Raw genomic sequence first — 25663 nt, 5'->3', positions numbered from 1 at the left:
TTTGTTATAGCTTAATTTGTTATACAGTAACTGAAAAATGCGATTTAAATTTCAAAATGTGCTGAATTGTGTTCTGCGCGGGTGCAGTGAGCCACAATTTTGACCCCGCAAATTCGGCGCCAATTTGCCCTGTTTTTACCGCCAGGTAAAGGTGAACATCCCATACAGATAGATGAACAGGATCGCCGCAGGTACAAAATAGCGGAAGATGGGCTTCATCCAGGGGCGCACTTTCAGGCCCTTGCCGGTGTTGGCTTCGGCAACAAAATTGTCCCATCCCCAACCAAAACGGTTGCAGCAGAACAATGCCAGTACCAGGCTGCCCAGCGGCAGCACATTGTTGGATACAACAAAATCCCAAAAGTCCAGCCAGGCGGTGCCGGGGGCGAAAGGCTGGAAGTGCAGTACGCTGTAGCCCAGGGCCGTCGTCAGCGCCAGGGCAAAAATACCCACGCCGCAGACGGCGCAGCCCTTGGGGCGGGACCAGCCGGTCAGCTCCCGGATCATGGCTAAAATATTCTCGCAGACGCCCAGCACGGTAGAAAGCGCCGCAAATACCATAAACAGAAAGAACAGTGCGCCCCACCAGCGCCCGCCCGGTATGTGGGTAAAAACACTGGCCATCGTGTCAAACAGCAGGCTTGGCCCGGCAGTGACTTCCAGATCGTAGGTGAAGCAGGCCGGGAAGATGATGATGCCTGCCAGCACTGCTACAAAGGTGTCCAGAAAGATGACATGCAGCGATTCGCCCACCAGGCTGTGGTCTTTGCCGATGTAACTGCCGAAGATGGCCATGCCGCCCATGCCGACGGACAGCGAGAAAAACGCCTGGTTCATGGCGGCTACCACCACCGAGCCGTCGATAGCAGAAAAGTCCGGCACCAGGTAAAAGCGCAGCCCTTCGGCCGCACCGGCAAAGGTCAGGCTGTGGACTGCCAGCACCAGCATCAGCACCAGCAGGGCGATCATCATGCCCTTGGTCACCTGCTCCAGCCCGCCCTGCAGGTTGCAGCTTAAAATCAAAAATGCCACCAGCACTGTGATAAAAAGATAGGTTACGTTGACCTTTGGGTCTGCGATCATTTGGGCAAAGCCAAAATCGGCGTTGCTGCCGGTGAGAAATTTTACAAAATAGTAGAAGATCCACCCCGTGACCACCGTGTAAAAGGCCATCAACGCAATGTTGCCGATGAGGCTGAACACGCCGAACACGCCCCACTTGTGGCCGGGCTTTTCCAGCCGCTGGTACATATAGATGGGGCTAGCCTGGGCGGCGCGGCCCACGGAAAACTCCATCACCATAACGGGCAGGCCCAGCACCAGCAGGCAGAGGATGTACAGCAGCATAAAGCTGCCGCCGCCGTTGCGCCCGCACATCCAGGGGAACTTCCATACATTGCCGCAGCCGATGGCACACCCGGCCGACAGCATGATAAAGCCTAAGCGGCTGCCAAGACGTTCACGATTTTCCATAGTCTCACACAAATACGTAGGCGCTCAGGCGGTTGAAAGCTTCCTCCACCAGGGCGCGGATCAGGGCCAGATTCATGCGGATGGCGCAGGGGTGGTGGAACATCCGGCCGTCCTGCCAGGCCACGCCCACATCCCAGCCGGCGTGTAGCACGTCCTCCAGCGTTTTGTCATGGGCAGCGCACCAGTCGGTGCAGTCCAAAAACAGCATGTAGGTGCCCTCAGGTTTGGCAACCTGCACACCCGGAAAATGCCGGGTGATGAAGTCGCAGGCAAAGTTCATGTCCGCGACCCACATGGGGATGACGGAAAAGCCGTCCTTAGGCTTGCCCGGCGCAAAGCCGCCCGGCTGGCCCAGGGCATCCACCGCCAGCGCATCCATCCCGCGGCGGTCGTACACAGTGGTAAAATCGTATTTCATAGTGATACCTCAAGAATCGGTTAGATTGTTGAAAATATACTTGTAGAGGTGTTCTATACCGAAAGGCTCCCCTCAAGGGTAGCCATTAAAGGCAGGATATATAAATGCTTTTTCCAAAATCACACGTATGTGTGATTTTATTTAAAGTTCTTTGCGTCGCTTTCTTTCAAGAAAGCGACATTACTTCTCGCAGGCCCCGTCATTTCCCTCACCGCAGCCGTCGCAGTCGCTCTCAAATTTCACGGCGTTCTTGGCAAGTTCGGGGTCCAGGCGCTGGGCGACCTGCATCATCAGGGCGCACTCCATGCGCTTGCGGAACACCTTGCATCCGTACTCATAGGTGCCGTGGATGTCGCCGGTGGCGTGCAGGGCGTTGGCCGCGCAGCCGCCTGCGCAGTACAGGCGGGCCCAGCAATCCTTGCAATCCGGGCGGGCATACACGTTGCATAGCTTGAACTCATCCCGCAGTGCGGTGTTGGTCACGCCGTCCCACACGTTGCCCAGTTTGTAGTTGGGGTCGCCCACGAACTGGTGGCAGGGGTACAGGTCGCCCCAGGGGGTCACGGCCATGTACTCGGTGCCGGAACCGCAGCCGGAGATGCGCTTGTAGATGCAGGGGCCGTGCTTCAGGTCCAGGATATAATGGTAGAACGTGATGGGCTTGCCGGCCTTCTGGCGGCGCAGCATGTCGTTGGCCAGCAGCTCGTACTGGTCAAACAGCTTGGGCAGATCCTCCTCGGTCAGGGCCTCGGGGGAATCCGGCGCGGCTACGACCGGCTCCATGGACAGCTCGGTAAAGCCGAGGTCGTCGGCCATGTGGAACAGGTCCTTGGTAAAATCAACGTTGTGATGCGTAAAGGTGCCGCGCATATAGTAGCCCTGGCCGCCGCGTGCCTTGACCAGTTTTTGGAACTTGGGCACGATGCGGTCGTAGCTGCCGTTGCCGGCCAGGTCCACGCGGAACCGGTCGTTGACTTCCTTGCGGCCGTCCAGAGACAGCACCACGTTGTGACATTCCTTGTTGCACCAGTCGATGACCTCATCGGTGATGCCGATGCCGTTGGTGGTCATGGTAAAGCGGAAGTTTTTGTTGTGCTCTTTCTCGATGCTGCGGGCATAGGCGACCAGCTGCTTGCACACCTCAAAGTTCATCAGCGGTTCGCCGCCGAAGAAGTCGACTTCCAGGTTGCGGCGGGTGCCGCTGTGCTCGATCAGGAAATCCAGCGCACGTTTGCCGGTCTCAAAGCTCATCAGGCCGGCCTCACCGTGGAACTTGCCCTGGGCGGCGAAGCAATAACTGCAGTTCAGGTTGCAAGTGTGGGCCACATGCAGGCACAGCGCCTTGACGACGTTGGAGCGGTTCTTGAAGTCGAACGCATGGTCGGCATAGGCGTCGGGGGCAAACAGCTGCCCGGCAGCGGTCAGCTCCTCAATGTCGTCAAAGCAATCGCTGATGTCGGCGGGGGTGACATCAGCGCGGTCACGGTATTTCTGCTCCAGCTGGGCGGTGGCGGCTTCGCGGGTCAACCCCTGGTCGATCAGGGCGATGGCATCGTAGGCAACATCGTCTACGGCATGCACGCTGCCGCTGTACACGTCCAAAACAATGTTGTAGCCGCTGAGTTTATACTGATGAATCATTGTCTGCTCCTTTAAGTTATGTTACTTTTCTTATAAGAAAAGTAACCAAAAGATTTTTTAATCGAATAGCGAGAGTGTATAGAAAAGCGGTCGAGAATAAGGGATGGGGGAGGTGAGGGGGAAGTACGGGAAAAGGGGTACTATAAAATGCCTGCACCGTGCATCGTTTTTCGGCCGCGCTGTACATAGAAAATGCCGGGCTGCCATATCTGGCACCCCGGCATCAAAGCCAGCAATACAATTACTTGTCGGTCTTCTCGCAAGGCTGGTTGGCAATGCCGCAGCTGGTCTTGCAAGCGCTCTGGCAGGAAGTCTGGCATTCGCCGCAGCCGCCGTTCAGCAGGCTCTTAGCCATGTCGCGGGTCTCGAGAGTCTGGATGTGCTTCATAAAACAGTCACCCCTTTATACATTTTAGAATTATATTTATTGTACACGGGAATGGATGGATTGTCAAGGGTAAAATGGTGGATGGTTACAGTAGTTACAGTAGCATTGTAGGGGCGAATGCTCGCATCGACCCCTACAAAACAGCAATGCACGTTGCATCTTTGCATCTGCTGTGGTGTAACCTCGTCCCGGCAGCCTCCAACTCGCGGCAGGACGCCAAAAACTCCGGGGTAATCGTCTCGCCCGGGGCTACCAGCGGCACACCCGGGGGGTAGGCCCAGATATACTCCGCCGCCGTCTCCCCGCAGGCATCAGCGATCGTCATTGGAATTTGCCGCGCAGGCCGCAGCAGGGCTTCGGCAATTGTACACGCGGTGTTTCCCGGGGCGGGCAGCAGGTGCGCGGGGGGCGCAGGGGCGATCCGGGATGGAGAATCATCCCAGTGGTGCAGCACCTCGGCCAGGCGGTCCAGCGCGTGGGTGTTGTCGCAGGGGCTGGTCATGGCCAGCACGTTCGGGCCGCAGACCATCTCCGGCTCAAAGCCGCTGGCCCGCAAAAACGCCGCGCCCTCGGCCCCGATCTGCAGCAAAATTTTGCCGCTGTCATGGGCAAAAAAATCCGGGTGGTCAGCCAGCGCATCCTGCCCAAAGCACATGACTTTTATATTGTGCAGATCGGCCACGGCGGCAGAAAACCGCTCCAGCCGGTCCCGCCAGCGGGCAAAGGCGGCGGGGCCGTCGGCGGCCAGCCAGTCGGTGCAGCCGTCCAGGCTGACCAGCAGCGGGTAGCTGGGGGAGCTTGTCTCAAACACATCCAGCTGCCGCTCCACCTCGTCGGGGTCGGCCAGGCCGCCGTTCAGCTGCAAAAAGGCCGTCTGGGTCAGACTGGGCAGGGTTTTGTGGGCGCTCTGCACCACCAAATCTGCTCCGGCGGCTACCGCGCCGCCCTGCCAGCCGTACCGGGCGGCAAAGGGCAGGTAGTGTGCCCCGTGGGCTTCGTCCACCAAAAGCGGCACATTGTGAGCATGGCAAATGGCGGCAATGGACGCAATATCGCTCAAAACGCCCTCGTAAGTCGGGCTGGTCAAAATTACGCATTTTGCCTGCGGATGGGCGGTCAGCGCCGCTTCCACCGCGGCGGGCGGCACACTGCCGTACACGCCAAAGGCGGTATCCACCGGCGGGGGCAGATAGTGGGCAGTCAGGCGCCCCAGCTCGATGGCATGGTACACGGCCTTGTGGCAGTTGCGGGCCGCGATGACCTCGCTGCCGAAGGGAGCCAGCGTGCGGATGCCCGCCAGCAGGCCCACGGTGCTGCCGCCCACCAGATACCAGCACCGGCGGGCACCGTACAGCGCGGCTGTGCGGGCCATGGCGTCGGCTAAAATGCCGTCGGCCTCGTGCAGGTCGTCGGCCCCGTCGATCTCGGTTATGTCCCAGGCATAGCAGCTCAGGCCGGGGGCGGGGGCCAGGTGGCGCTTATGCCCCGGCATGTGCAGGGGGTAGCGGTCCGCCGCCAGCTTTTCCAGCTGGTGCTGTAAAATCGAATCTGCCATCTCACTCCACCACGATCTCGGCCTTGCTGCCGGCGCGGGTCTTGGTCACGCGCACCTGGCGGGTCAGGCGGTCCTGTAAGGCTTCCACATGGGAGATGACACCGATCAGCTTGTCGCCGCCCGCCAGCCCGGCCAGCGTATCCACGGCTTTCTCCAGCGCGTCGGCGTCCAGCGAGCCGAAGCCCTCGTCGATAAAAAGCGTTTCAATGGTCACGCCGCCCGCGTTCTGCTGGATGGTATCGCTGATGCCCAGCGCCAGGCAGAGGGCGGCCATAAAGCTTTCGCCGCCGGACAGGCTGCCCACGGGGCGGGTCTTGCCCGTGTAAGCGTCGAACACGTCCAGGTCCAGGGCGGTCTTGCCGCCCACGGCCTCGCTTTTGCGGCGCAGCAGGCGGTACTGGCCGTCGGTCATGCGGGTAAAGCGCAGGTTGGCGGCCTCGACAACACCGTCAAAATAGAACGCTTGTACGTACTGTTCGAAGGGCAGCTTGACCTTGCCGGCCAGATTGCCGTTGATGGTTTTGGAAAGGTTGTCCCACATGGCGCGCTTGTCCCGGGCGGCAGCGCTCTGGCGCATCGTCTTGTCCAGCCCGGCCAGCGCGGCGCGGTTGGTGTGCAGGCGGTGCACGGCGGCGTCCCGGGCAGCCATGGCGGTGGCACGGTCCGCCCGCAGGCGGGAGAGTGCGGCCTGCAGCTTGGGCAGGGTGTCGGGGTCCTCCCGCTTGGGCATCGTCTCCTGCATCTGCTGCACGCGGGCGGCGGCAGCGGCGTGGCCCGCCTTGGCGTTGGCGCTCTTGCGGGTGGCGGCAAAGGCCTGCTTTTCCAGGCCCGCCAGCTGGCGGTTCAGGTTGTCCAGCTGGTCCGCCAGGGCGCGGGCCTTGTCGGCCTGCTGCTTGAACTTTTTGTGGTCGGCCTGCAATCCGGCCAGGCCGTCGGCCAGGCTCTTCTGCTGGGCCAGCAGGGTGTCCCACAGTTCGTCGGGGGTCAGCTCGGCGGCGGGCTTGCCCTCATATCGGGCACCCCGGCGGGCAAAAAAGGCATCGGCCTCCCGCAGCAGGGTGGCCCGCAACTCCGCCGCATGGGCGGCAGCGTCACCGGCGGCGCGGCTGGCGTCGGCGGTTTTGCGGCGCTGGGCGGTCAGGGTCTTTTCGTGGTCCTCCAGCGCTTTTTCGGTTACGTGGTCCTGGGGCAGGGCGGCGGGGTGCGGGTGATGCACTGCACCGCACACCGGGCAGGGCTGGCCGTCCACCAGCTCTTGGGCCAGCAGACCCGCGCGGTTGGCGTTCAGCTGGCGCTGCATGGCGATGTGGGCGGTCTCCAACTCATCCAAAGCAGCCTGGGCTTCGGCGTAGGCATGCTGTTTTTCTTCGGCGTCGGCCTTGGCAGCTTTGGCTTTGTCCAGATCCTGCAGCAGGGTGGCGCAGGTGGCGGTCAGACCCTCGGCCAGCTCGATACGGTGCTCGATCTTCAGCTGCTCGGCGTCGCTCTGGCCCAGGGCGGCGCGGGTGGCCTCGGTGTCGGCGATGGTCTTTTTCAGTGCGTCGCTGCGGGTCTGCAGCTCGGCCAGCATGGCGTTGATCTGGCGCTCCACCTCGGCGGCGCGCTTTTCTTCTTCGATCAGCCCGGCCAGCTTCTGGCGGCGGGCAGCGCGTTCCTCGGCAATTTTTACACCGGCGTCGCCCCGGGCAATCTTCTCGTCCAGGTCGTTCACGATGTTCTGCTGGCGCTTCTCGTTGGCCTCGTCAAATTCCAGCAGGCTCTTGCCCAGATCGGCGGCCGCACCGGCGGCGTAGGGGTCGCGGTCGGCCTGCAATTTTTCCAGCTGGCTGGCGGTGTCCTCGTCGGCGCCGCTGCCCATCAGGCTGCCGATCTGCATAAGCAGGGTGTCATCCAGACGGCGGCAGGCATCCTCGGCTTCGCGGGCATGCTGCACGGCGGCCTGGCCTAAACGCTGGTGGTCGGCAGTGTCAAAAATCTGGCGCAGAATGGCGGCGCGGTCGGCGGATGGCGCATTGAGCAGCCTGGTAAAGTCGTTCTGCGCCAGCATGGACACCTGGGCAAACTGCCTGGCGTCAATGCCCAGCAGCTTGGTGATGGCGGCGGTCACGGCGGAGGCACCGCTCACCGGCTCGTCCGGCTCACGGATGAGTTCCGCCTTGGCGGGGCTTTTCACAAAGCCGCTGCCACGCTTGGCGGCCCGCTGCTGGTCCGGCCAGCGGCGCACGGTGTAGCTGCGGCCCCGGTGGGTAAAGGTCAGCTCCACGTAGGTTTCGGCTTCGGGCGCGGCAAAATCACTGCGCAGCATCGTGGTTTTGCGGTTCTCGCCGGTGGTCTCGCCGTACAGGGCAAAGGTGATTGCGTCAAACAGGGCGGTCTTGCCCGCGCCGGTGTCGCCGCCGATCAGAAACAGGCCGCTGCCGCCAAAGACCGACAGGTCCAGGTCGGTGCGCCCGGCGTAGGGGCCAAAGGCGTTCAGGGTCAGGTGCAGGGGTTTCATTTGGAGGCCTCCTCTCGCAGGGCTTTCACGGCACGGGCTTCCTCCACGGTCAGCGGGCGGCCGTTCATCTGGGTGAAAAAGTCCTCAAACAGCGAGGCAAAGGGCTTGCCCCGCACCGATTGCGCAGTGTCGGCGGGCAAAATCTCGGCCCCCTGGGGGCGGTAGTCCAGCCGCATGGCGTTGGGGTAGGCGGCGCGCAGCATGGCCATGGCGTCGGGCTGGGGCGTGGGGTCGGTCAGGGTGGCCCAGATGTAATCGCCGGTGTCGGCGGGATGCTCCACCAGTTTGGCCAGCGGGCCGACGATATGCCGCATGGCGCGGCGGGGGTGCAGGGGCAGCGTGTCGATGCCGTCCACGCCCCGGCGGCCCAGGCGGACCAGCGTGGCGGATTTCTCCATGCCGCACTCGTCCAGATGGTAGCACAGCGGCGCACCGGCGTAGCGCACGGTGTCACTGCCCACCCGCTGGGCGCGGTGGATGTGGCCCAGCGCGGTATAGCTGAACCCGGCAAAGTGCGCAGCATCGACGGAATCCACGGTTCCCACGGTGAGGGGCGCGGTCTCGCTGCCGGAAAGCTGGGGCGGGCAAAGCCCGGCCACTACCATCTGATGGGCCACCAGCACGCGGCGCTCGGCGCTGGGCGCACAGGCGGACAGGGCGGCGGCGACGGCGCTGTCGTAATCGGGCAGGTCGGCCTCGGGCATGTAATGGCGCACGGTGGCGGCGCGCACGAAGGGCAGCAGCGTGAACTCCACGGGGCCGAAGCGGTCGTTGAGGACGATTTGCCGCGGTGCGCCCCGGAACTGCCCGGCGATGTATACGTTCTGGTTGGCCAGCAGCCCGGCGGCGTAGTCCAGCCGCTCGGCGCTGTCATGGTTGCCGGACACGGTCAGCACGGCGATGCGCCGGGCGGCCAGCTGGGTCAGGAACCAGTCCAGCAGGGTGCAGGCGGCGGCGGGGGGCACGGGGGCGTCGTAAATATCGCCCGCCAGCACCACGGCGTCCACCTTATTGCTGTCACACAGCGCTAAAATTTGTTCCAGGATGTAGCGCTGATCTTCCAGAAGGTCGAACCCGTTGACCCGTTTGCCCAGGTGCAGATCGGCCAGATGCAGAAATTTCATGGGTAAGTCTCCAAGGTAGTAGGTGCAAAATTTGAAAACCGTCAGCATCGGCGAACATGCGCCGACGATGCTGACACCTTTAGGGCAACACCGCACAATTCCCGCCTTCCGGCTTAAGCACCGCTTCGGCGGATCTCCGCGCCAAGAGCCGCCGCAAGCGGCGGTTGCGCTCCGAAGCGCCTCGCTGCGGCTCGGTGTGCGGCACGGCAACTGCGTTGCCAAAATGCTCGATAATGTCGGGTTGCGGTACCCGCATCGTGCTTCGGGGCAAAAGCCCCTCGCACTCTGCGACCGCTGCCCCTGCTTCGGTTCGCTGCATCCGCCACTGGCGGCGCTCACCTTTGCAGCACAAAGTATTATCTGCGCTTTTGGCTTAGCATCTGCCGCACCTCGCTCGCCGTATCGGCACTTAGAATTATGCGGTATTGCCCTAGAGCAAAAAAGTGCATTTTTGTGTCGTTAGGCGCGAAAATGTGCTTTTTTGCGACGGGGTGAATCCAAAGGAGGGGTTCGGGGTCGCGTCAGCGATGCAAGCCCCAGTGGGGCTTGCAACCGAACGAGCGGTGCCAGCTCTGCTGGCTGGCGGCCATTGTTTTGGCCGCCAAGCGGCAGGAGCGTGGCGCAGCCACAAGCGACGAACCCCTTCTTTGAGCGCGTTAGCGCCACAGCTTCTCCCAAGTGGTAATATCCAGCGTTGTGCCCGGCAAAACCTCCATCGGCACGGTCTCGGCCTTGCGGAAGCGGCATTTTTTGGCGAAGCCCTCGGCTTTCAGGTCACGGGCCCAGATGCGCAGGTACAGGCGGCTGCGGCCGTCGCCCTCGGCCAGCTTTTGGGCGTAGGCTACAATGCTGCGGCCGATGCCCTGTCCGCGGGCTTTCTCTTTTATAAACAGGCGGCTCAGGCACATGGCGCCGGCGGGGCCCAGGTCCAGGGCAAAGTAGCCCACCGGCTCGGTGCCCAGGTAGATGAGAAAATAGTTGATGACGCCGCTGTGGATCTCGTCATCGGTCAGGATGTCGCTCTGGTACTTATCGGCCAGGGCGGCGGCGACCTTGGGGGTCAGCTTGGTGTAGTGCTGCACAAAAATTTCCTGGGCCAGCTCGGCGACCAGTTGGACGTAGCGGGTCTTGGTGACCTGTTTAAAAGTAGGATTCATAAACGCTCCTTATTTTTCTTCTATGGTGATGCTGGTGCGGGCGGGCATGCAGGCCGCCCAGTCACCGGCGTTTTGCAAAATGCCGAACCCCTCGCACAGGTGGTCGGGGCAGGGGCTGTTCACAAAGGCGATGCCGCCGTTTTCCACATGCAGGTGGACGGTGTAGGTGCCGGTATCGATGTCGTAATCGCCGTTTTGGGATAAGTCGATGCGCTGCTCCACCTGGGGGTCGCCGTAGCGCACCACGGCAACATTGCCGGTACCGCGCCCGGCGTGAGTGCCCAGCCAAAGTCCCGCGGCCGCTGCCAGCACGGCGAGGGTGAACAGCAGTTCCTTTTTGTATTTGCCCATATTACCCCTCGTCAAATTCCAGTTCCAATTGCAGGCCGTCATACCCGGCTGCTGCTGCGGGGTATTGGGTCCGGGCGGCGGCCAGGCCGGGGGCAGGGTCGGTGACAGCGGCGCTGTAGTGGGTCAGCCACAGGCGGCGGACCTTGGCTTCGGCGGCCAGCGCACCGGTCTCCCGACAGGTAGCGTGGCCGTAGAGTTTCGCCTTGGGCAGGTCGGTGTCGTCGGCGTAGGTCGAGTCCATGCACAGCAGGTCCGCGCCCCGGGCAGCTTCCAGCACGGCGGGGCAGGGGCGGGTATCGGTGGCGTACACCACGGTCAGCCCCCGGCGGGGCGGGCCTAATACGTCGCCCGGCGCAAAGCCGCCGATGCTCTGCCCGGCCTGCAGCACCCGCCAGTATTTCAGCGGGATACCCGCGGCCTTGGCCCGTGCGGCGTCGAACCGCCCGGCCCGGGGCAGGTGCAGCCGGTAGCCGCAGCAGGGCACGCGGTGCTTGAGGGGGAACGGCGTGACCGTCAGGCCTGCTTCTTTGCATGTGCCCTCGGCGATCTTCCACGCGACAGGGTAGGGCAGCGGCCCGGCTAAGGCCATGATGGCCGCCGCAATACTCTCCTGCCCCGGCGGGCCGTAGATCGTCAGCGGTGCGGTGCGGTTCAGGCTGGCCAGTGTTTGCAGCAGGCCCGGCAGGCCCAAAATGTGGTCGCCGTGGTAATGGGTCAGCAGTACGGCATCGATGCGGTAGGAGCTCACGCCGTATTTCCGCAGGCTGACCTGGGTGCCCTCGCCGCAATCCAGCAGCAGGGTATGGCCCTGCACCGTCACAGCCAGGGACGCCAGCGCCCGGTCCGGCAGGGGTTGTGTGCCGCCCGTGCCCAATAGGGTAAGCTGCATCATATTCGCACCGCCTTTCTGCAGGCGAGCAATGCTCGCCCCTACAAATGTTTGCGTGGCCCGGCGGGCCGATGCAAGCATCGGCCCCTACAGAAAAGAGCAGCCGTCCAATCGCCAATTCCACACAATTTAACATCTTATTATAGCACAAAAATGGGCGCTGCAAAGTGGCTGGGCGAAATCTTGGCAAAACTTACTATATTTATAATAAGGTAAAAAGGCACAATCGTAAAAATGAAGTGCCCCCAAAAAGTTAGACAATAATTTGAAGCAAAAATTGTTCAAGCAGCCGAAAGGGCTTGCTGTCTGTGAATTGCAGGCGGCAAGCCCTTTAGCTTTGCCTTGATCCTGCGGTTGTTGTAGTAATCCAGATATTCAACGAGTTCCTGCTTGAAGTGTTCCATGGACTGAAACTCTTGTAAGTACAACAGTTCACTTTTGAGTAAGCCAAAGAAATTCTCTATCACAGCGTTGTCCAGACAGTTGCCTTTCCGGCTCATGCTCTGCCGGATGCCTTTCTCTCGGAGCATCCGTTGATACTGTTTATGTTGGTACTGCCAGCCCTGATCAGAATGGAGAATGAGGTTTGTTCCGTCTGGAATTTTTGCAAATGCCTCGTTCAGCATGGTTGTCACCATGCTGAGCACAGGGCGATCCGATATGGTATAGCTGACCAGATCGCTGCTGTGCAGATCCAGAATTGGAGACAGATACAGTTTCTCTCCAAACAAACTGAACTCTGTCACATCGGTGACCCACTTCTGGTTTGGCTTTTCGGCGCGGAAGTCCCGGCTTAACAGATTTGGTGCGATTTTGCCAACTTCACCCTTGTAAGAACGATACTTCTTCATCCTGACACGGCAAACTAAGCCCAGCTCCTTCATAAGCCGCTGGACAGTCTTGTGGTTCAGGAGGAAATTGCGCTTGTGAAGTTCTGCTGTAATGCGGCGATAGCCGTATCTTCCTTTGTTTTCGTGGTAGATGGCCGTGATCTCCGCTTTGACAGCTTTATACTTATCTGCACTGTTCATCCGCTTCAGATGGTAGTAGAAAGTGGCACGGGGTAGTTGAGCGATTGAGAGAAGAATATCCAGAGAATGTCTTTGCCTCAGCTTTTGAACTACCTGCGTTTTCTGCGCTGGCGTCGCTCGTCTTCCAAAACCAAGGCTTGCAAGTTTTTTAGGTAATCATTCTCCGCACGCAGTCGCTGCACTTCGGCCAGCAGCTCTTCTTCTACCTCTTTTGGCAGCTTCTTTGGCCGACCAGTGCTGCCGCGGCCCCGTCGCTCAACCGTCAAGCCTTCCGGCCCTTCTTCCAGATAAATGCGTTCCCAACGCTCTATAATTTTATGGTCGTTAATTCCGAATTCCTGCATCGTTGCATGGATACTCAGATGTTCTTTTTCCATGGTTTCTACAACCATTCTCTTGAATTCCGGCGTATATCGTTTGTTTGGTACTCCTTTTGGCATACAAAAACACCCCATTTCCTAAACAGTATACCATACTGTCTAACAAATGGGGTGCAGTTCATTGGTGAGGGGGATTTTGCTGTAAAAGGCTCCCCTGGAGGGGAGCCATTTGTACATATAAAACTTACGCGCCCAGGGTGGCCGCCATCACGGCCTTGATGGTGTGCATGCGGTTCTCGGCTTCCTGGAAGACGATGGACTGCGGGCCGTTGAAGACCTCGTCGGTCACTTCCATGGCGTCGCGGTTGAACTTCTCGCCCATCTCCTTGCCCACGGCGGTCTTGTGGTCGTGGTAGGCGGGCAGGCAGTGCATGAACACGGCTCTGGGCTTGGCCTTGGCCATCAGTTCGGCGTTGACCTGGTAGGGGGACAGGGCCTCGATGCGCTCGGCCCAGACTTCCACCGGCTCGCCCATGCTGACCCACACGTCGGTGTAGATGACATCCGCACCAGCCACAGCGTTGGTGTCCTCGGACAGGGTGATGGAGGCGCCGCTGCGCTCGGCAAACTCTTTGCACTTTTCCACCAGGGCGGGGTCAGGCCAGTAAGCCTTGGGGGCGCAGGCCACGAAATCCAGGCCCATCTTGGCGCAGCCGATCATCAGGCTGTTGCCCATGTTGTAGCGGGCGTCGCCCATGTAGGCAAACTTGAGGCCCTGCAGCTTGCCGAAATGCTCCCGCAGGGTAAGGAAGTCGGCCAGGATCTGGGTGGGGTGGTACTCGTTGGTCAGGCCGTTCCAGACGGGCACGCTGGCATACCTGGCCAGCTCCTCCACGATGGCCTGGCCGTAGCCGCGGTACTCGATGCCCTCAAACATGCCGGAAAGCACCTGGGCGGTGTCGGCGATGGACTCCTTTTTGCCGATCTGGCTGCCGGTGGGGTCCAGGTAGGTGGTGCCCATGCCCAGATCGTGAGCGGCGACCTCAAAGCTGCAGCGGGTGCGGGTGGAAGTTTTCTCAAAAATGAGCGCCACGTTTTTGCCGCGCAGCGTATCGTGGGGGATGCCGGCCTTCTTTTTGGCTTTCAGCTCAGCAGCCAGGTCCAGCAGGCTGCCGATCTCGGCCGGGGTAAAGTCCAGCAGCGTTAAAAAGTCGCGTCCGATCAGGTCCATGGTGGGGAACCTCCTTTAAATATATACTGCATAACTGAATAATTATACATGCTATTATACCACTTTCCGTGTGGGGTTGCAAGTGGTATAATAAAAAGTAAAGGATGGCTCCCCTAGAGGGGAGCTCCCGCGAAGCGGGTGAGGGGTGGCTACTTTAGCAACGAGCGGCACGTGGGCCACCCCTCAGTCGGCTGCGCCGCCACCGCTTACGCGGCCGGGCCCCTCTGTCGCTGCGCGACATCTCCCCGCACTGCGGGGAGTTACCCCTCAAGGGGAGCCTTTTATAACCGGGAAAGGAGGTGCCCATGTCCAAAATCTTTTTCCATGTGGATGTCAACTCGGCGTTTTTGTCGTGGTCGGCCATCAAGCATCTGCGGGACGGCGAGGACGTGGACCTGCGCACCATCCCGGCGGTGGTGGGCGGCGACGAAGCCCAGCGCCATGGCGTCGTGCTGGCCAAGAGCGGCCCCGCCAAGAAATACGGCATCAAAACCGGCGAAAGCCTGTTTGCCGCCCGCACCAAGTACCCGGGCATCAAGGTGGTGCCGCCGGACTTCGACTTTTACGTGCAGAAGAGCAAGGCGATGATCGCGATTTTGCAAGATTATACGCCCGATGTGGAGCAGTACAGCATCGACGAAGCCTTCCTGGACATGACCGGCACCGAGCAGCTCTTCGGCCCGCCGCTGACTGTGGCCCACGCCATCCGCCAGCGCATTTATAGGGAGCTGGGGTTCACCGTCAATGTGGGCGTAGCGCCCAACCGCCTGCTGGCCAAGATGGCCTCAGACTTTGAAAAGCCCGACAAGGTGCATACGCTCTTCCCCGAGGAAGTGCCCGCCAAGATGTGGCCGCTGCCGGTGGGGGATTTGTTCGGCGTGGGACCCAGCGCAGCGCGGCGGCTGAACGCCTGGGGCGTGTATACCATCGGTGAGCTGGCGGCCATGGACCGCGACACGGCGGTGCGGCTGTTTGGCACCCGGGGCGACACGCTGTGGAACTACGCCAACGGCCGTGAGGCCGACCCGCTGACCAAGCAGCGCGCCAGGGACAACAGCTACGGCAACAGCGTGACGATGCCGAAAGATCTGGAGAAGCCCGAACAGGCCGACGCTACGATGCTGGCGTTGTGTGACTCGGTAGGGCGGCGGCTGCGGCGGGACGGCAAGACCGCCCGCGTGGTGACGGTGCAGCTGGTGGACAACGCGTTCCGCCGCACCAGCCACCAGACCACGCTGCCCAATCCGACCAACTCCACCGACCGGCTGTACCACGTGGCCGTCGAGCTGATGCGCCAGATGTGGCCTGCCCGGCCGGTGCGGCTGGTGGGCGTCAGCGCCGAAAAAACCAGCACCGACAACTTTGAGCAGATGGATCTATTTACCGACACCGCCCGGCTGGACAAACAGGAAAAGCTGGACCGCACCGCCGATGCCCTGCGGAAAAAATTTGGCGGCGCCGTGGTGACCCGGGCCAAGCTTTTGATGGACGACGCAGAGAAGCCGAAAGCGCTTGGCGCGGCGAAAAATAAAGATTGATAGTTTGTGCCTGACCGGCCCTGCCTACCTTGCGGCAGGGCCTTTTATCATGGGATTCTCCCGCAAGACTTTCCTTTTTTGTGACCAAAAAAGGAAACGAAAAAAGTCTCGCTGTTCCGAGGCAGCGCGCTTGGCGGCCAAAACGATGGCCGCCATCCAGCAGAGCTGGCCCGCTCGTGCGGATCAAAGCCCCACTGGGGCTTTGATCGCTGCGCGACCCCGCAACCCCGGCCAAGGGGCTACTCGCCCCTTGGAACCCCAAAGAGGAGGGTCAGAGAAAAAAATCCTAAAAAGTGCAGGAGTGCTGCATTTTTCTTAACGGATTTTTTCCTCTTCCCGCATTGACCCCTCCGGGGCCTAAATCACTCTACTTCCGTAAAATTGGCCCCGGAGGGGCCAGACGGAGAGGGGCGGAAAAGCGTTAAGAAACGTGCAGCACTCCTGCACGTTTTAGCTTTTCCGTCACTCGACCCCCGCTTTGGGGTTCCTAGGGGCGAGTAGCCCCTAGGCCGGGCCTCCCGCGCTATCGGAAGTAGCGGGGACTTTTTCGGTTCCTTTTGGGTCTCCAAAAGGAACACATAAAAAGCAGGATGCTGTTATAAAGAAGGGCCACCGCAGGGTGGTGGCCCTGACCAAGCCGCAACATAAAATAAAAAGCAAAAAAAGAAACACCCCGCCGTTCCCGGCAGGGTGCCCCGAATAAGGAAAAAAGTAGGAGGAGATTGGTTAAGTTACTTGCCCAGGTGCCAGATGTCGGCATCGTACTCGGCAATGGTACGGTCGCTGCTGAACATGCCCGCCTTGGCGATGTTGATCAGGCACTTGCGGCGCCAGCCCAGCGGGTCGTAGGCGTAGTCGGCCAGTGCCTGGCCCTTGCGCACCACGTAGGCGTTGAAGTCCGGCAGGGTCTGGAACCAATCCTTGTGGATCAGCTCGTCGTGCAGGCGCTGCAGGTTCTCGGCATTGCCGGCGGCCAGCATTTCGGGGCCGGTCAGGAAGTCGATGGCGCGGCGGATGTTGGGGTCGCCCTCGTACCACTGGGCGGCGCAGTAATCGGCGGCCTCGTAACGGTGGATGACCTGGTCGGAGGTCTGGCCGAAGATGTAGATATTGTCGTTGCCCACCTGCTGGCTGATCTCGACGTTGGCGCCGTCCATGGTGCCCAGGGTCAGGGCGCCGTTCAGCATGAACTTCATGTTGCCGGTGCCGGAAGCCTCCTTGGAGGCCAGGGAGATCTGCTCGGACAAGTCACAGGCGGGGATGAGCTTCTCGGCGGCGGTGACGTTGTAGTTCTCCACAAACACCACCTGCAGCCAGGGGCTGACCTCGGGGTCAGCGGCGATGACCTTGGACAGGGTCAGCAGGGCGTGGATGATGTCCTTGGCGATGATGTACGCCGGGGCGGCCTTGGCGCCGAAGATGCTGACCAGCGGGGTAGCCGGGGTGTGGCCGGCCTTGATCTCGTAATACTGGTGGATGAGGTAGAGCAGGTTGAGCTGCTGGCGCTTGTACTCATGCAGGCGCTTGGACTGGATGTCGAACATGGCGTCGGTGTTGACGGTCACGCCCTGGGTGCGCTGCAGCCAGTCGGCCAGCGCCTTCTTGTTGTCAGCCTTCACCTTGGAGAAGCGCTGCAGCATGTCCACGTCGTCCTTGCAGGCCAGCAGCTTTTCCAGCTCAGTGGCATCCTTGCGGAAGCCGGAGCCGATGAGCTCCTCGATCAGGCTGGTCAGGGCGGGGTCGCACTCCAGCAGCCAGCGGCGGAAGGTGATGCCGTTTGTCTTATTGTTGAATTTCTCGGGGTACAGCTCGTAGAAACCGTGCAGCTCGGAGTTCTTCAGGATCTCGGTGTGCAGGTAGGCCACGCCGTTGGTGGAGTGGGTGAAGTGGATGTCCATGTGGGCCATGTGGACGCGGTCGTCCTTGTCGATGATGGCCAGGCTCTCGTCCTCGGTGCGGGTGCGGGCCAGCTCGTCCAGCTTCTCGATGATGGGCATTAGCTGCGGGACCACGGCATCCAGGTAGGCGCGGGGCCACTTCTCCAGGGCTTCGGCCAGGATGGTGTGGTTGGTGTAGGCGCAGGTCTTGGTGACAATTTCCACAGCTTCGTCAAATTCGATGCCCTTCTCGCCCAGCAGGCGGATCAGCTCGGGAATGACCATGCTGGGATGGGTGTCGTTGATCTGGATGGCGGCGTAGTCGGCCAGGTCGTGGTAGTTGCAGCCGCGGGCAGCGCACTCGGCCAGGATGAGCTGGGCACCGGCACTGACCATCAGGTATTGCTGGTAAACGCGCAGGCGGCGGCCGGCCTCGTCGCTGTCATCGGGGTACAGGAACAGCGTCAGGTTCTTGTCGATGTCGGTCTTGTCAAACTGGATGCCGTCATGGACAATCGTCTCATCGATGGTGTCCAGGTCGAACAGGTTCAGGGTGTTGGTGCGGCCCTGGTAGCCGGTGACGGCCAGCTTGTACAGGCGGGCGGTGTACTCCTTGCCGGCCAGCTCGACCGGGTAGGTAACGTCGGTCTTTTCGGCCCAGCTGTGGTTGGTCAGCCAGGGGTCGGGCAGCTCGTTCTGCACGCCCTTCGCGAAGGACTGGTGGAACAGGCCGAAGTGGTAACGCAGGCCCACGCCGTCGCCGGGCAGGTTGAGGGTGGCCAGCGAATCCAGGAAGCAGGCGGCCAGGCGGCCCAGACCGCCGTTGCCAAGGCTCGGCTCCGGCTCAACCTCCTCAATGTCGGACAGATTCTTGCCCGCAGCGGCCAAAGCGTCGCGGACGTCGTCGTACAGCCCTAAGTTGATCAGGTTGTTGGACAGCAGCTTGCCGATCAGGAACTCGGCGCTGATGTAGTAGAGCTTGCGGCCGGTGACGGGCCGGACCTTTTCGGCGCTCTGCTCGCGGACGATGTCCAGCAGGGCGAGGTAGATCTCCTGGTCGGTGCTTTCGGCCAGGGCTTTGCCGGTCAGGGCTTCGATGGCAGCGGTCATATTCATAACGTATCCCTCCATGTGGTTTGCGTTTGGCTTTCTGTTTGTTTGCTATGCTTAAGGTATACCACATTTTTAGGGTCGGATTCTTGCGTTATCCCTGCAACTTATGGTACAATCCTATCATGGAGGGCGAAAATATGGAAAATCAACCAACTTTGCGGGAGACCAAAAAGCACGGCGCAGCGTGGTTCCCGTTCAACATCTATCCCTGCGCCATCCCGCAGGATTTTACCCAGGTGGCCCTGCACTGGCAGGACAGCATGGAGCTGGTGTTCGTAAAAAAAGGACGCGGCATCGTGCAGGCGGGTCTGACCAGCTACACCGCCGCGGCGGGGGACATCTATGTGTTTGCCCCCGGCGTACTGCACGCCCTGCGCCAGCTGGACAATGAGCGGATGGAGTACGAAAATATCATTTTCGATTTGGAGCTGCTGGGCGGCAGCGGCGACGTGGCGGCGGAAAAATATCTGCTGCCCCTGCAAAGCGGCCGCCTGGCCCTGCCCATGCGTTTAACGCCCGATGATTGGAGTTATGACTGGGCGGCAAACTGTCTGCGCGCAGCCGAGGAATTTAATAAGATAAAGGACATTGGCTACGAGCTGTGCATAAAGGGCGAACTGCTGTTGTTTTTGGCGGCTTTAGTGGGCCGCGAAGGCGACCTGCCCCCCGTCGACAACGCCGACACCCGGCGGTTAAAGGCGGCTTTGCAGCTGGTGGAGGAGCACTACATGGAAGATATTTCCATCGACCGCGCGGCCGCCGCCTGCGGGTGCAGTGCCAGCCACTTTATGCGGTGGTTCAAGGCCATGACGGCTCAGAGCTTTACCGCGTTTTTGAATGAGCACCGGCTCAATGCGGCGGCGGCGGCCTTACGCGCGGGGGATGATACCGTGTTGGCGATTGCGGAAAGCTGCGGGTTTGAAAACCTTTCCTATTTTAATAGAATGTTTAAGAGGAAGTTTGGGTTGACACCCCGGGAGTACCGCGGGAGATAATAGGAATCGTGCGCCGCCCGGCGGTTGCCACCGTTCGCCCCTCTCCTTTTTTATCTTAACAACTGCCAAACAACTATATAAAGTTGTAAATACACCTTGATTTTTCGGTTGCGCTGCGCTATAATACCACTATAAGTTGTACACACCAAAACTGCAGTGAAAGGAAAAATCACATGGAAGAAAACCAAACTGTCCCGGCAATGATTCCCGAGGGGGATTTTGCGGCGTTTCTGGAGGGGGAGAAGGTGGAGACGCTGTTGTCGCCGCTGGGGTATGCCTATTGCGCCGAGGGCCAGGACGCCGACATCCGCGTGAAACGCCTGGAGCGCCTGGAAGTCACGGCCCGTCAGCGCGGCGCGACGCCGGCGCAGATGGAGGACTGGCACATGCTGCGAAACCGCGAGTTGGACGTCGAGTGGATGCTCAACCGCGACTCGGTGCGCAACAAGGCGCGCTGGGTGGCACTGCAGGGCAGCCCGCTGCAAACCATCGCCAGCGTGCAGCCCCGCGAGGCCGAGTATCTCGCGGAACCCTACCTGCCCCGCGGCATGATCACCATTCTGGCCGGGCACGCGGGCCAGGGCAAAACCACGCTGGCACTCTGGCTGGCCAGTCACGTGTCCAACGGCGACCTGATGCCCGGCGGCAAGCCCGGCAACGTCTACTATTTCACTACCGAAAACGACGAAAGCATCGTGCTGCGCCCCCGCCTAGAAGCCATGGACGCCCGGCTGGACAGGGTCATGGTCATGCGGTCCGATGCCCGCCAGCTGACCCTGACCGACCCGCGGCTGTTTGAGATGCACAAAATTTTCGATGGCAAGCCGGACCTCATCGTATTTGACCCTGTGCAAAGCTACGTGGGCAAAAAGCTGGACATGAACCGTACCGACGATGTGCGCTTCATGATGGATAACCTGAACAAGCTGCTGCACGCCACCAACGCCGCCGTGGTGCTGATTTGCCACACCAAAAAAGCCCCGATGGGCTTTAACGGGCGGCCCTGCGAGCTGATCAACGGCTCCAGCGATTTCGTCAACGCGGCCCGCAGCGTCTGCTTTTTGGGGCGCGACCCCGCCCGGCCGGACGTCTGCGTGGTAGCCCAGGAGAAGAACTCGCTGGGGCTGCCGGGGGCCAGCCTGGCTTTTACCATCGGTGAGGACGGCGCGGTGCATTGGAGCGACGAGGAATGTGAGCTGACCGCCGCGCAGATTTTGACCTACAGCAACGAAAAGCGCCAGCACGCCGCCCGCCCCAGCGAGCGGGCCCAGGCGGTGATGCGCCGGATGCTGATGGAGAACAAAACGATGCAAAGCAGCGATGTGCTGGCGGCCTGTGAGAAACAGGGGATCAGCCGCGCAACGGTCTACCGTGCGCGCAAGGGCCTGCCGATACAGGAAGAACGCAGCGGCAGGGAAAAATATTGGAGCCTGTCCGATGCGTCTCAAATGTCTCAACCCCCGGTGCAGGGGAAAGCTGAGACATGAGACATATTGATATAATACGTTGGTATGATGTTTATTACAAATAAATAAGTCTCATGGCTTATAAGATGAGACTTATTTTGCAGGGGCGTTTGCGTAGCCGCGCACTTGGCGGGCGCTTTGTGCGCCCCTGCAGCTATGTAAAAAATAGCAGATACGGTCGTTTCTCTATTGGCAATATGTCTCACTTTATTTTAGTTGAGACATAATAAATACATAGATGCGTATAATTCTCATGTCTCATTTCTCACTCTATCCAGCAATACGAAATGATACATATAAGGGCAGGCCGGAAAGCACTTTTACAGTTACAAGGTATAGGGTAATACCTTGTAACTGTAAAAGTGCTTTCCGCTTTCCACCGCCAGGCCACCCAAAACACGGCAAAAAGTAAGCGCTTTCGCTCGGAAACGGTTGCGCACGGGCGGGGAATCAGGTATAATGAAAGCATCTTGCACAAGCTTAAGGAGCGATTGCACATGAATTGGCAGCAAGCCTGCGAACTGCCTTACTATAACGGCACCGACCTGGGTGCCAACTACACGCCTGCGGCTACCACCTTTAAGCTGTGGGCCCCCACGGCGGCGGCCGTCACGGTGGAGCTGTTTGCCACCGGCACCGACGCCGAGCCAAACGCCCACCACCTGGGCGCACATCATTTGCAGTGGGAGCGGGACGGCGTGTGGAGCCTGACGCTTTCCGGCGACTGGAAAAACACCTACTACCTCTACCACCTGCAATTCCACGACGGCCGCACCGCCGATGCCGTTGACCCCTACGCCCGCACGGCCGGGGCCAACGGGCAGCGCGCCATGGTGCTGGACCTGGACGCCGCAGCCCCCGAGGGCTGGGCCGAGGACAAGCGCCCGGTCATCCCGCCCCACGCCCGCAGCGTGTGGGAGGTACACGTGGCGGACTTTTCCGCCGACGAACACAGCGGTGTGCCCGCCGAATACCGCGGCAAATTCATGGGCTTCGTACCCGGGGACACCACGCTGGACGGCGACGGCATGCACCCCACCTGCCTGAACTACCTGAAAGATCTGGGCGTCAGCCACGTGCAGCTGCAGCCCATTTTCGACTACGAGACCGTGGACGAATCCCGCCCCGACGGCGGCTACAACTGGGGCTACGACCCCCAAAACTACAATGTGCCCGAGGGCAGCTTCGCCACCGACCCGTTCCACGGCGAGGTGCGCGTGCGGGAGTGCCGCGCCATGGTGGCCGCGCTGCACCGCGCCGGGCTGGGCGTGGTGATGGACGTGGTGTACAACCACACCTACCACAGCGACAGCAACCTGGAGCGCACCGTGCCCGGTTACTGGAACCGCCGCTGGCCCAACGACCAGATGACCAACGGTTCCGGCTGCGGCTGCGACCTGGCCAGCGAGCGGCCCATGGTGCGGAAATACATCGTGGATTCGATACTTTATTGGGCGCAGACCTACCACATCGACGGCTTCCGCTTTGATTTGATGGCGCTGGAAGACGCCGGCACGATGAACGCCATCCGCGCCGCGCTGGATGCTTTGCCCGGCGGGCAGGACATCTTGCTTTACGGCGAGCCGTGGCAGGGCGGCAGTACCAACTTTGAGGGCGGCGCCCGCCCGGCGGACAAGCGCGCCCTGGACGTGCTGAGCGACCGCATCGGCTTTTTCTGCGATGACACGCGGGATTCCATCAAGGGCAATGTCTTTGACGCGGGCAACGCCGGCTACGTGAACGGCGCACTCCAACACGGTTACGAGGTGCTGCACAGCATCGGCGCGTGGCGCGGCGGCCAGCACGGCTACTGGCCCCGCCAGGCCGGGCAGGTGGTGCAGTACATCTCCGCCCACGACAACCTGACCCTGTGGGACAAGCTGGCGGCGGTGGGCCGCCGCAGGGACTACGACGCCCCCGATGCCGAGCTGCTGGCGCAGAACCGTCTGGCGGCGGGCATCTACCTGACCTGCCAGGGCCTGCCCTTTATGCAGGCGGGCGAGGAGTGGGGCCGCACCAAGCACGGCGACCACAACAGCTACAAAGGCCCGCTGGAGACCAACAAGCTGGACTGGACGCGGGCGCACCGCCCGGAATTTGCCGCATTAACGGCATTTTATCGCGGTATGCTGGCCATCCGCCGCACCTGCGCCCGCATTGCCGGGGCCTACGGCGAGCCGCAGCCCTTTGTGCTGGCACTGCAGGGGTGGCTCATCGGGTTCATCCCCGAAAGCCCCGACCCCAAGGATGTGGTGGTCGTCTACTACAACCCCGAGCGCACCCACCAGTGGGTCAGCCTGCCCATCGGCAGCTGGCGCAAGCTGGCCGACGGCGTGCACGCCGGTACGAACCCCTTTGGCCCGATCTATCGCGATGCCATGGAGCTGCCGCCGGTGAGCGTGACGGTGCTGAGGCTGGAACAGTGACATAAAAAATAGCAGCAAATAAAGGCTCCCCTTGAGGGGAGCTCCCGCGCCAGCGGGTGAGGGGTGGCTACTTTGGCCAACGCTGTGTGGATGCAATTACTCCGCACAAGGGCCACCCCTCAGTCACCTATCGGTGACAGCTCCCCTCCAGGGGAGCCTTTTTATTTGAAATTATTCCTCGTCGTCCTCTTCCAAAATTTCCTGGGCGATCTCGCCGCGGGGGCGGCGGGTGTCCATGGCCATTTTTTCGATCAGACGATGGGCCTCGGTCTCGGTGTAGTGCTTTTTCTCAATCAGGTAGCACTTGGCACGGTCCACCAGGCGCAGCTGCGCGATCTTATCCAGCAGCTTGGCGTTTTCGGCCCGCAGCACAGCCAGGCGCTTGTAGTTGCTGGCGGCCAGCTGCACGGCCTGCCGGAACTGCGCCCCGGTGAACGGTTTACCCAGCACCAGCACGCCGAACTCCTGCAATTTGTCGGCGATCTGGTCGGCGGTGGCGGTCTTGGTCAGCAGGATGACGCCCGCGTCGGTCTTGGTCACGGCATCGGTGCCCAGCTCATGGCCGAACTCATCCGGCAATGGCGTGTTGATGACGATGACCTCAAAGTCCTTGGCGTCCATCTGGCGGCGCGCCTCGCCGCCGCTGGCAACCATCGCGGGGCGGGTGTAGCCCAAATCAGCCATGTGCCGGGCCAGGTATTCGTTAGCATTGTTGCCCGCTGATACGATCAGCGCTCGTGGCATGGGTACGCCCCCCTTTCCGTGTAAATAGGTGTCAAATCACCAAAAATCCATGGGTGCGTTCCCAAACGGCGGGGTCGGGGGCGTTCTCGTAGCCGTGGCAAAGCTGGGTCTGGTACTCAAAATATTTGTTCTGCAGGGCCAGCGGCAGCTCGGCGGCGATAAAGTCGCTCTGGGCCGCCACGGTGATGGCCTCCCGCAAACTGTGGGGCAGGCTCTCCAAACCAACGGCTGCGCTGGGGTGGAACAGGTTGCGGTTCACCGGCTCCGGCAGGGGCAGTTTGTTCGCAATGCCGTCCAACCCGGCAGCCAAAATCAACCCTATAACGAGATAGGGGTTGCCGGCAGGGTCAGGCCCGCGCAGCTCCACACGGCACAGGTCGCCGCTGGCGCTGGGCAGGCGCACCAGCTGGCTGCGGTTCTGGCGGCTCCAGCTCACATACAGCGGGGCTTCGTTGGCGCCCAGCCGGGCGTAGGAATTGGGCACCGGATTGCAGAAAGCTGTCAGCTCCCGGGCGTGGGCCAGGATGCCCGCCACGAAATACCCGGCCTCGCTGTCGGGGGTTAGGTCGCCCTCAAACAGGTTTTTGCCGTCCCGGACAAGAGACATATTTACATGCAGGCCGTTGCCGCTCTGGTCGTGCAGGGGCTTTGGCATAAAGCTGGCATACAGGCCGTTGCGGGCGGCAATGGCTTTGACAGCACTTTTAAAAGTGTTTAAATTATCGGCGGATTTCAGCGCCGGGGCATAGCGGAAGCAGACCTCGTTCTGGCCCGGACCGCTTTCGTGGTGGCTGTGCTCGGGCTGCAGGCCCATCTCCTCGATGGACAGGCAGATGTCGCGGCGCAGGTTCTCGCCCTTGTCCAGCGGCGGGATGTCAAAATAGCCGCCGTGGTCCAGCGGAATATGCGTAGGATTGCCGTTTTCGTCCGTCTCGAACAGATAAAACTCGCACTCGCAGCCCACGTTGACGGTCAGGCCCATGGCGCGGGCGCGCTTGACCACGCTTTGCAGGTAGCCACGGCAGTTGCCCTCAAAGGGCTTGCCGTCGGGCAGGGTGATGTCGCAGTACATGCGCATGACGCGGCCCTCGGCGGGGCGCCAGGGCAGCACGGTGGCGGTGTCCGGGTCGGGCCAGAGGATGAGGTCGCTCTCCTCGATGTTCATGAACCCGGCGATGGACGAGCCGTCGAAGCTGATGCCCTGCTCGAACGCGCGGGGCAGCTCGCTGGCAAACAGCGAGACGTTTTTCTGGTTGCCGAAGATGTCGCAGAACGTCAGCTTGACGAACTTGACGTCGTTATCCTCGACAAAATTGAGGATGTCTTGTGCGGTACGTTTCATGGGGAACCTCCTTGGATAAAGGCTCCCCTCCAGGGGAGCCAATTAGAGGCGGACATACTCGAAAGGCCCACCGGGTTGGGGCGGGCC

Annotated in this window: 19 protein-coding genes and 1 pseudogene; 4 read left to right on the top strand and 16 right to left on the bottom strand. The window is 61.0% G+C overall.

The genetic code is table 11. The features are described from left to right. Positions 1-135: 135 nt before the first annotated feature. The 13 genes and pseudogenes from OGM81_04300 to argF form a co-directional block, all read right to left on the bottom strand. Positions 136-1473, bottom strand: a complete 1338-nt coding sequence (locus OGM81_04300) for a sodium-dependent transporter (GenBank protein ID UYJ44362.1) — start codon at positions 1471-1473, stop codon at positions 136-138. 4 nt (positions 1474-1477) lie between these two features. Continuing rightward, positions 1478-1756 (bottom strand): annotated as a pseudogene (locus OGM81_04295) (aspartate aminotransferase). A 315-nt stretch (positions 1757-2071) separates the two neighbouring features. After that, on the bottom strand, positions 2072-3532 hold the full coding sequence (scfB, locus tag OGM81_04290; protein ID UYJ44361.1) for a thioether cross-link-forming SCIFF peptide maturase: 1461 nt from the start codon (positions 3530-3532) through the stop codon (positions 2072-2074). A gap of 241 nt (positions 3533-3773) precedes the next feature. Further along, positions 3774-3920: a six-cysteine ranthipeptide SCIFF gene (scfA, locus tag OGM81_04285; protein UYJ44360.1), complete on the bottom strand. Its 147-nt coding sequence runs from the start codon at positions 3918-3920 to the stop codon at positions 3774-3776. Positions 3921-4053: 133 nt separating this feature from the next. Then, positions 4054-5475, bottom strand: coding sequence for an aminotransferase class I/II-fold pyridoxal phosphate-dependent enzyme (locus OGM81_04280; protein ID UYJ44359.1), 1422 nt, complete (start codon positions 5473-5475; stop codon positions 4054-4056). 1 nt (position 5476) lies between these two features. Further along, positions 5477-7972: an SMC family ATPase gene (locus OGM81_04275; GenBank protein ID UYJ44358.1), complete on the bottom strand. Its 2496-nt coding sequence runs from the start codon at positions 7970-7972 to the stop codon at positions 5477-5479. Beyond that, on the bottom strand, positions 7969-9096 hold the full coding sequence (locus tag OGM81_04270; GenBank protein UYJ44357.1) for an exonuclease SbcCD subunit D: 1128 nt from the start codon (positions 9094-9096) through the stop codon (positions 7969-7971). Before OGM81_04270 ends, OGM81_04275 begins: the two co-directional genes overlap by 4 nt. 656 nt (positions 9097-9752) lie before the next feature. Next, positions 9753-10253, bottom strand: a complete 501-nt coding sequence (locus OGM81_04265) for a GNAT family N-acetyltransferase (GenBank protein UYJ44356.1) — start codon at positions 10251-10253, stop codon at positions 9753-9755. A 9-nt stretch (positions 10254-10262) separates the two neighbouring features. Next, positions 10263-10604, bottom strand: coding sequence for a NusG domain II-containing protein (locus OGM81_04260; protein UYJ44355.1), 342 nt, complete (start codon positions 10602-10604; stop codon positions 10263-10265). 1 nt (position 10605) lies between these two features. After that, positions 10606-11496: a ribonuclease Z gene (locus OGM81_04255; GenBank protein ID UYJ44354.1), complete on the bottom strand. Its 891-nt coding sequence runs from the start codon at positions 11494-11496 to the stop codon at positions 10606-10608. 278 nt (positions 11497-11774) lie between these two features. Beyond that, on the bottom strand, positions 11775-12587 hold the full coding sequence (locus OGM81_04250) for an IS3 family transposase (protein UYJ44968.1): 813 nt from the start codon (positions 12585-12587) through the stop codon (positions 11775-11777). A 26-nt stretch (positions 12588-12613) separates the two neighbouring features. Further along, positions 12614-12964 (bottom strand): helix-turn-helix domain containing protein, encoded by a 351-nt coding sequence (locus OGM81_04245; GenBank protein UYJ44353.1) that lies wholly within the window; start codon positions 12962-12964, stop codon positions 12614-12616. A gap of 124 nt (positions 12965-13088) precedes the next feature. Further along, a complete protein-coding gene (argF, locus tag OGM81_04240; GenBank protein ID UYJ44352.1) occupies positions 13089-14075 on the bottom strand; it encodes an ornithine carbamoyltransferase in 987 nt (328 codons plus the stop codon). Between the two features lie 305 nt (positions 14076-14380). On the opposite strand from argF, the gene OGM81_04235 reads away from it, so the two are divergent. Further along, positions 14381-15613, top strand: a complete 1233-nt coding sequence (locus tag OGM81_04235) for a DNA polymerase IV (protein UYJ44351.1) — start codon at positions 14381-14383, stop codon at positions 15611-15613. 731 nt (positions 15614-16344) lie between these two features. On the opposite strand, the gene glgP is transcribed toward OGM81_04235, so the two are convergent. Further along, positions 16345-18606, bottom strand: coding sequence for a glycogen/starch/alpha-glucan family phosphorylase (gene glgP, locus OGM81_04230; protein UYJ44350.1), 2262 nt, complete (start codon positions 18604-18606; stop codon positions 16345-16347). 134 nt (positions 18607-18740) lie between these two features. Here glgP and OGM81_04225 point away from each other — a divergent pair, with 134 nt between their 5' ends. From OGM81_04225 to pulA, 3 genes are all read left to right on the top strand, one after another. Continuing rightward, positions 18741-19598 carry an AraC family transcriptional regulator gene (locus OGM81_04225; protein ID UYJ44349.1) on the top strand — a complete coding sequence of 286 codons (858 nt, stop codon included), beginning with the start codon at positions 18741-18743 and terminating at the stop codon, positions 19596-19598. 173 nt (positions 19599-19771) lie between these two features. Continuing rightward, positions 19772-21085 carry an AAA family ATPase gene (locus OGM81_04220; protein ID UYJ44348.1) on the top strand — a complete coding sequence of 438 codons (1314 nt, stop codon included), beginning with the start codon at positions 19772-19774 and terminating at the stop codon, positions 21083-21085. A 476-nt stretch (positions 21086-21561) separates the two neighbouring features. Further along, on the top strand, positions 21562-23490 hold the full coding sequence (gene pulA / locus OGM81_04215; GenBank protein UYJ44347.1) for a type I pullulanase: 1929 nt from the start codon (positions 21562-21564) through the stop codon (positions 23488-23490). A 171-nt stretch (positions 23491-23661) separates the two neighbouring features. On the opposite strand, the gene OGM81_04210 is transcribed toward pulA, so the two are convergent. Together OGM81_04210 and OGM81_04205 are read right to left on the bottom strand one after the other, a co-directional pair. Next, entirely contained in the window at positions 23662-24234 is a 573-nt protein-coding gene (locus tag OGM81_04210) for an ANTAR domain-containing protein (GenBank protein UYJ44346.1), read from the bottom strand. A gap of 31 nt (positions 24235-24265) precedes the next feature. Beyond that, positions 24266-25576, bottom strand: coding sequence for a glutamine synthetase family protein (locus OGM81_04205; protein ID UYJ44345.1), 1311 nt, complete (start codon positions 25574-25576; stop codon positions 24266-24268). Positions 25577-25663: the final 87 nt, after the last annotated feature.

It is taken from the genome of Oscillospiraceae bacterium, from assembly GCA_025758045.1.
In the GTDB taxonomy this organism is placed as follows: Bacteria; Bacillota; Clostridia; order Oscillospirales; family Ruminococcaceae; genus Gemmiger.
This window is presented reverse-complemented; position numbering and strand designations above follow the sequence as displayed.

Excerpts from the sequence above, each read along its gene's own strand:
- OGM81_04300 (UYJ44362.1), bottom strand. The coding sequence starts at position 1,473 with ATGGAAAATCGTGAACGTCTTGGCAGCCGCTTAGGCTTTATCATGCTG.
- scfB (UYJ44361.1), bottom strand. The coding sequence starts at position 3,532 with ATGATTCATCAGTATAAACTCAGCGGCTACAACATTGTTTTGGACGTG.
- scfA (UYJ44360.1), bottom strand. The coding sequence starts at position 3,920 with ATGAAGCACATCCAGACTCTCGAGACCCGCGACATGGCTAAGAGCCTG.
- OGM81_04280 (UYJ44359.1), bottom strand. The coding sequence starts at position 5,475 with ATGGCAGATTCGATTTTACAGCACCAGCTGGAAAAGCTGGCGGCGGAC.
- OGM81_04275 (UYJ44358.1), bottom strand. The coding sequence starts at position 7,972 with ATGAAACCCCTGCACCTGACCCTGAACGCCTTTGGCCCCTACGCCGGG.
- OGM81_04270 (UYJ44357.1), bottom strand. The coding sequence starts at position 9,096 with ATGAAATTTCTGCATCTGGCCGATCTGCACCTGGGCAAACGGGTCAAC.
- OGM81_04265 (UYJ44356.1), bottom strand. The coding sequence starts at position 10,253 with ATGAATCCTACTTTTAAACAGGTCACCAAGACCCGCTACGTCCAACTG.
- OGM81_04260 (UYJ44355.1), bottom strand. The coding sequence starts at position 10,604 with ATGGGCAAATACAAAAAGGAACTGCTGTTCACCCTCGCCGTGCTGGCA.
- OGM81_04255 (UYJ44354.1), bottom strand. The coding sequence starts at position 11,496 with ATGATGCAGCTTACCCTATTGGGCACGGGCGGCACACAACCCCTGCCG.
- OGM81_04245 (UYJ44353.1), bottom strand. The coding sequence starts at position 12,964 with ATGCCAAAAGGAGTACCAAACAAACGATATACGCCGGAATTCAAGAGA.
- argF (UYJ44352.1), bottom strand. The coding sequence starts at position 14,075 with ATGGACCTGATCGGACGCGACTTTTTAACGCTGCTGGACTTTACCCCG.
- OGM81_04235 (UYJ44351.1), top strand. The coding sequence starts at position 14,381 with ATGTCCAAAATCTTTTTCCATGTGGATGTCAACTCGGCGTTTTTGTCG.
- glgP (UYJ44350.1), bottom strand. The coding sequence starts at position 18,606 with ATGAATATGACCGCTGCCATCGAAGCCCTGACCGGCAAAGCCCTGGCC.
- OGM81_04225 (UYJ44349.1), top strand. The coding sequence starts at position 18,741 with ATGGAAAATCAACCAACTTTGCGGGAGACCAAAAAGCACGGCGCAGCG.
- OGM81_04220 (UYJ44348.1), top strand. The coding sequence starts at position 19,772 with ATGGAAGAAAACCAAACTGTCCCGGCAATGATTCCCGAGGGGGATTTT.
- pulA (UYJ44347.1), top strand. The coding sequence starts at position 21,562 with ATGAATTGGCAGCAAGCCTGCGAACTGCCTTACTATAACGGCACCGAC.
- OGM81_04210 (UYJ44346.1), bottom strand. The coding sequence starts at position 24,234 with ATGCCACGAGCGCTGATCGTATCAGCGGGCAACAATGCTAACGAATAC.
- OGM81_04205 (UYJ44345.1), bottom strand. The coding sequence starts at position 25,576 with ATGAAACGTACCGCACAAGACATCCTCAATTTTGTCGAGGATAACGAC.